Annotated in this window: 7 protein-coding genes; 3 read left to right on the top strand and 4 right to left on the bottom strand. The window is 66.9% G+C overall.

Annotation, left to right across the window (positions count from 1 at the left end):
* A partial coding sequence (locus AC1DQP_RS15885) for a sigma factor (RefSeq protein ID WP_478051980.1) occupies positions 1-359 on the bottom strand: 359 nt, incomplete at its 3' end.
* 156 nt (positions 360-515) lie between these two features.
* Between AC1DQP_RS15885 and AC1DQP_RS15880 the strand changes: the two genes are divergently transcribed.
* The gene (locus AC1DQP_RS15880) at positions 516-2,033 is read left to right on the top strand and encodes a fumarate hydratase (protein WP_478051979.1); all 1,518 of its coding nucleotides are present in this window, start codon (positions 516-518) and stop codon (positions 2,031-2,033) included.
* Positions 2,034-2,102: 69 nt separating this feature from the next.
* Here AC1DQP_RS15880 and AC1DQP_RS15875 read toward each other — a convergent pair whose 3' ends face one another.
* The gene (locus AC1DQP_RS15875) at positions 2,103-2,738 is read right to left on the bottom strand and encodes a LysE family translocator (protein ID WP_478051978.1); all 636 of its coding nucleotides are present in this window, start codon (positions 2,736-2,738) and stop codon (positions 2,103-2,105) included.
* 160 nt (positions 2,739-2,898) lie between these two features.
* Here AC1DQP_RS15875 and AC1DQP_RS15870 point away from each other — a divergent pair, with 160 nt between their 5' ends.
* Together AC1DQP_RS15870 and AC1DQP_RS15865 are read left to right on the top strand one after the other, a co-directional pair.
* Positions 2,899-3,534, top strand: coding sequence for a glutathione S-transferase family protein (locus tag AC1DQP_RS15870; RefSeq protein WP_256775561.1), 636 nt, complete (start codon positions 2,899-2,901; stop codon positions 3,532-3,534).
* 73 nt (positions 3,535-3,607) lie between these two features.
* The gene (locus AC1DQP_RS15865) at positions 3,608-3,955 is read left to right on the top strand and encodes a hypothetical protein (RefSeq protein WP_457321674.1); all 348 of its coding nucleotides are present in this window, start codon (positions 3,608-3,610) and stop codon (positions 3,953-3,955) included.
* 17 nt (positions 3,956-3,972) lie between these two features.
* Here AC1DQP_RS15865 and arsC read toward each other — a convergent pair whose 3' ends face one another.
* Both arsC and AC1DQP_RS15855 read right to left on the bottom strand, forming a co-directional pair.
* Positions 3,973-4,326: an arsenate reductase (glutaredoxin) gene (arsC, locus tag AC1DQP_RS15860; RefSeq protein ID WP_478051977.1), complete on the bottom strand. Its 354-nt coding sequence runs from the start codon at positions 4,324-4,326 to the stop codon at positions 3,973-3,975.
* Positions 4,326-5,276, bottom strand: a 951-nt coding sequence (locus AC1DQP_RS15855) for a phospholipase A (protein ID WP_478051976.1), incomplete at its 5' end; no start/stop codon positions are given. The genes AC1DQP_RS15855 and arsC, both read right to left, overlap by 1 nt.

Below are 5,276 nucleotides of genomic sequence, written 5' to 3'. Positions count from 1 at the left end.
GGTTTCAGCTGCTCCAGCAGGGCAAGGAAGGCCACCGAGACCTCGTCGGCCCGCGCGTGCCGCTGCGCCGGGTCGTGCAGCGGATCGGGATCGAGCGCGATTTCCAGCGGTTCGGGGAGCCACGGCCCCACGTACTGAATCCGGGCATTGCGTACGGCGCGCAGCCGGTCCAGCCCCAGCCGCGTGGTGGCGGTGACCAGCCAGCCCTCCGGGTCGCGGACCGCGGCGGTGTCGGCGCCCTGCCAGCGCAGCCAGGCGTCCTGGACGATGTCCTCGGCGTCGCTGCGGCTGCCCAGCAGGCGGTAGGCCAGGGCGAACAGGCGGGGGCGGTGGGTCTGGAAGATATCGGTCGGGGTCATGCCGGGAGGACGCCGCAGGGCGGGCCGCTGTGACAGGGGGCTGGGCGACCACTGTGCACCAGATGCCGTGGCCGCGAGCGATTCTCAACGCGGCCGGGCCGTAGTTGTTAAAATCGGCGGTTCAACCCCCGCCAGCCTCCAGCAAGCGAGCAAGTCGTGACATCGATCAAGCAGGAAGACCTCATCCAGTCCATCGCCGACGCGCTGCAGTACATCTCGTACTACCACCCGGTCGATTACATCAAGAGCCTGGGCGCCGCCTACGAGCGCGAGGAATCGCCGGCCGCGAAGGAAGCGATGGCCCAGATCCTGATCAATTCCCGCATGTGCGCCGAAGGCCACCGGCCGATCTGCCAGGACACCGGCATCGTCACCGTGTTCCTGGAAATCGGCATGAACGTGCGTTGGGACGATGCCACGATGGGCGTGGAAGACATGGCCAACGAGGGCGTGCGCCGCGCCTACAACTACCCGGACAACAAGCTGCGCGCCTCGGTGCTGGCCGATCCGGCCGGCAAGCGCATCAACACCAAGGACAACACCCCGGGCGTGGTCAACGTCAAGGTCGTGCCGGGCGACACCGTGGAGGTGATCGTCGCCGCCAAGGGCGGTGGGTCGGAAGCCAAGAGCAAGTTCGCCATGCTCAATCCGTCCGACTCGATCGTGGACTGGGTGCTCAAGACCGTGCCGACCATGGGCGCCGGCTGGTGCCCGCCGGGCATGCTCGGCATCGGCATCGGCGGCACCGCTGAAAAGGCGATGCTGCTGGCCAAGGAATCGCTGATGGAGCCGATCGACATCAACGAGCTGAAGGCCCGAGGCGCGTCCAATCGTGCCGAAGAACTGCGCCTGGAGCTGTTCGACAAGGTCAACGCGCTGGGCATCGGTGCGCAGGGCCTGGGCGGCTTGACCACCGTGCTGGACATCAAGGTGAAGGACTTCCCGACCCACGCGGCCAACCTGCCGGTGGCGATGATCCCCAACTGCGCGGCCACCCGCCATGCGCACTTCACCCTGGACGGCAGCGGCCCGGTGATGCTCGATCCGCCGTCGCTGGAAGACTGGCCGCAGATCACCTACGACGCCTCCAAGGGCACCCGCGTCGATCTGGACACCATCACCCCGGAAGACGTCGCCAGCTGGAAACCCGGCCAGACCCTGCTGCTCAACGGCAAGCTGCTGACCGGCCGCGACGCCGCGCACAAGCGCATGGTGGACATGCTCAATAAGGGCGAGCCGCTGCCGGTCGACCTCAAGGGCCGTTTCATCTACTACGTCGGCCCGGTCGATCCGGTGCGCGATGAAGTAGTGGGTCCGGCCGGTCCGACCACCGCCACCCGCATGGACAAGTTCACCCGCCAGGTATTGGAGCAGACCGGCCTGCTGGGCATGGTCGGCAAGGCCGAGCGTGGCCCGGCGGCGATCGAGGCGATCCGGGACAACAAATCGGCCTACCTGATGGCGGTCGGTGGTTCGGCCTACCTGGTGTCCAAGGCGATCAAGGCCGCCAAGGTGGTCGGCTTTGCCGACCTGGGCATGGAAGCCATCTACGAGTTCACCGTGCAGGACATGCCGGTGACCGTGGCGGTGGATTCCACCGGCGAATCGGTGCACATCACCGGCCCGCGCGAATGGCAGGCCCGCATCGGCAAGATCCCGGTGGTGGTGGCCTGACCCGGTAGATATCGACCGCTGGTCGGTATCGCATCAAAAAAAGACGGCGCCGCAAGGCGCCGTTCTTCGTTACCGCCGTGCGTCCACCAGCATCCGCACCGCCAGCGCGCCCAGCACCGTGCCCATCAGCCCGCGCTGCACTGCCTGCCAGCGCGGACGACGCGCCAGGAACGCGGCGATGCTGCCGGCGGCCAGCACGATCAATGCATTGACGCTGACGCTGGTGGCGATCTGCACCAGCCCCAGCGCCACCGATTGCGCCATCACGCTGCCATGCCCGTGCGGCTGGATGAACTGCGGCAGCAACGACAGGTACATCACCGCGATCTTCGGATTGAGCAGCGCGGTGAACAGGCCCATCGCGAACAGGCGGCGCGGGCTGTCCGATGCCAGCGCGCGAAGCTGGAACGGCGAACGTCCGCCCGGGCGCAGCGCCTGCCAGGCCAGGTACAGCAGGTACAGCGCGCCGGCGATGCGCAGCGCGTCGTAGGCATGCGGAACGGCCATCAACAGCGCGGTGATGCCCAGCGCGGCGCACAGCAGGTAGACCAGAAAGCCGAGTGCCACCCCGCCCAGCGAGATCAGCCCGGCCACGCGCCCCTGGCAGATCGATCGTGACACCAGGTAGATCATGTTCGGCCCGGGCGTCAGTACCATGCCCAGCGAGATCAGGCCGAAGGCAAGCAGGTTGGCGGGATCGGGCATGGGCGTGCACACGGCGCAATGAAGATGCGCGGCATGCTATGCCCCGAGCGCACCGTCCGACAGCCACAGTGATGCCACAGCGAGCCAGGCATCTGTATCCATGGTCTGCGCTCGGCGGCGAGTGCATAATCTGGGGCTTCCCACGACAGGTGCGGCGTGCATGGCCATTACGTTGTACGGATCGACCAGCACCGCCTCGCTGGTGGTGCATTGGCTGCTGCTGGAACTGGAGGTGCCGCACGAACTGGTGCTGCTCGACTTCGACACGCGGCAGCAGAAATCGGCCGAGTACCTCGCCCTGAACCCGGCCGGCGTAGTGCCCACGCTGGTGATGGGGGATCAGGTCCTGACCGAGGCGGCGGCCATCGCACTGCACCTGGCCGATCTGCATCCGCAGGCCGGGTTGCTGCCCGTGCCGGGCACGCCCTTGCGCGGCGAAGCCTACCGATGGATGTTCTGGTGCGCCAATACCGTGCAGCCAGCGTATCGCGCGTGGTTCTACGCGCACGAGATGGCCGGCGCGGACAATGCCGAGGCCACACGGCAGCACGCGCGTGAACGCCTCGAAGCGGCCTGGCAACGGCTGTCCGACCATCTGCAGGCCGGCGGTCCGTACATGTTGGGAGCGCAGCTGAGCGTGGTCGATTTCATGTTGGTGATGCTGCTGCGCTGGTCGCGCAACATGCCCACGCCGAGCGATCACTGGCCGGTGCTCAAGGCGTACGCCGACCGGCTCAAGGCGCGCCCGGCCTTCATCGAGGTCTACCGACGCGAAGGCATCACCGACTGGCGCTGATGTCACCCGGTTCTGGACCGCGCACGGGCCTGATAAAGTCGCACGTGACACGTTTCCAACCAGGAGTGACACCATGCCAAGGATGCTCTACGTGGCTGCGCTGGCGCTGCTGCTGACTGCCTGCAGCAGCGATGGCGGCAGCTATTCCGCACCGAGCCTGCGCGAGGTCACCGCGGCCAATCAGTGCATGGACGAATGCCAGCGGCAGCACGACAGCTGCATGACCCGCCGGTCGGGATTTGGCAGCGGCGACCGCTGTGGTACCGGCGTGGCCACGCAGCGCGACGCGCGCTGCGAGAAGCTGGACACCCCCGAGCTACGGCGTTCCTGCGAGGCCAGCGCCGATTACTGCCGCAACCGACTGCCGGCGCTGGCCTGCGGCGAGAGCCGCAGCCGCTGCATGGCTACCTGCGGCGGCTGACCGCCACTACCCGCGTACTACGCGGGGAGGATGTCCAGCACCGTTTCCGGTGGGCGGCACAGGCGCACGCCTTTCGGGGTACGCACGATTGGACGGTTGATCAGCTCGGGATGGCGCAGCATCGCCTCGATCAATGCGCCGTCGTCCAGTGCGGGGTCAGCCAACTGGAGCGCCGCATAGGCTGTTTCCTTGTCCCGCAGCAGCGCGCGTGCGCCGCACCCCATCGCCTCGATCAAGGCCTGCAGCGTGGTCCGATCGGGCGGGTCCTTCAGGTATTCGATCACCGTCGGTTCGATGCCATGCTCGCGCAGGATCTGCAACGCCCCGCGCGAGTTGCTGCAGCGCGGGTTGTGCCASATCGTCACCGCCATCAATACCATTCCAACAGCGACACGCCCACGCCGATGTAGGTCGCCTTGTGGTTGTAGTCGATCATGCTTTCGCCGTAGCCATCGAACACCTGCACATGGCCGCGCAGCAGGTTGCTGATCGGGAAGCCGTAGTCCAGCTGCACCGCGCCGTGCGAACGGTCACCGCCGCGCAGCGAGTGGCGCGCCATCAGTGACACTTCGTGGCCGTTGCGGTTCCAGGTCAGGGTCGCATCGCCACGACCCATGTAATCCTCGATATCCGGGTTGTTGTCGTCCTTGCGGTCTTCCGGCAGGCGGTACCACGGGCGCAGCACCAACGCCCAGTTCTCGCGGTCCAGGCCGATCGTGGCGATCACCCGGTTCCAGCTGCGCGACAACGGATCGGGGCGGCCGTTGGACATGTGGTTGAGGCTGATCCCGCTCATGCGCCCGCGCCAGCCCCCGATCGAGTAGCCGTTGCGGAACATCATCATGATTTCCGGCTCGTAGTTGGTCTCGCGGAACGGCCGGGAATTCTCGGCGTTGTAGGCCTGCCAGCGCGAGCTCTGGGTATAGCCTGCCCAGATGTCGCCGTTGTCGCCGAACAGGTTTTCCACCACCTTGGTCTTGAAGCTGAGCTGGAACTTCAGCTCGTTGCTGTCCAGCAGCTGCGGGGTGGTGACGGTGTTGGCCGGATTGGGCGACTGCGGGGTCTGGTTCTTGTCGCTGGTCCAGAACGCCGGCAGCAGGTAGACCGGCTTGTAGGCACGCAGCTGGAAGGCCCCCAGCTTGGAGTCCTGCGCCAGTTCCCAGCGGCTGTCCAGCAGCGAGCCCTTGCCGGCATTGGCCAGCGCATCCTCATGGCCATCGCTTTTGAACAGTTCGCCCAGGCGCTGCTTGGCACGCTGCGTGGCCGGCGCATCGGCATCGGCGGTGCGCGCGGCCTGGCGCTCCTCGCGCCGGGCCTGCTG

Source organism: Stenotrophomonas sp. P5_A8, assembly GCF_056400545.1.
Note: the sequence above shows the minus strand (reverse complement) of the source record. Positions and strands in the feature narration are given on the sequence as shown.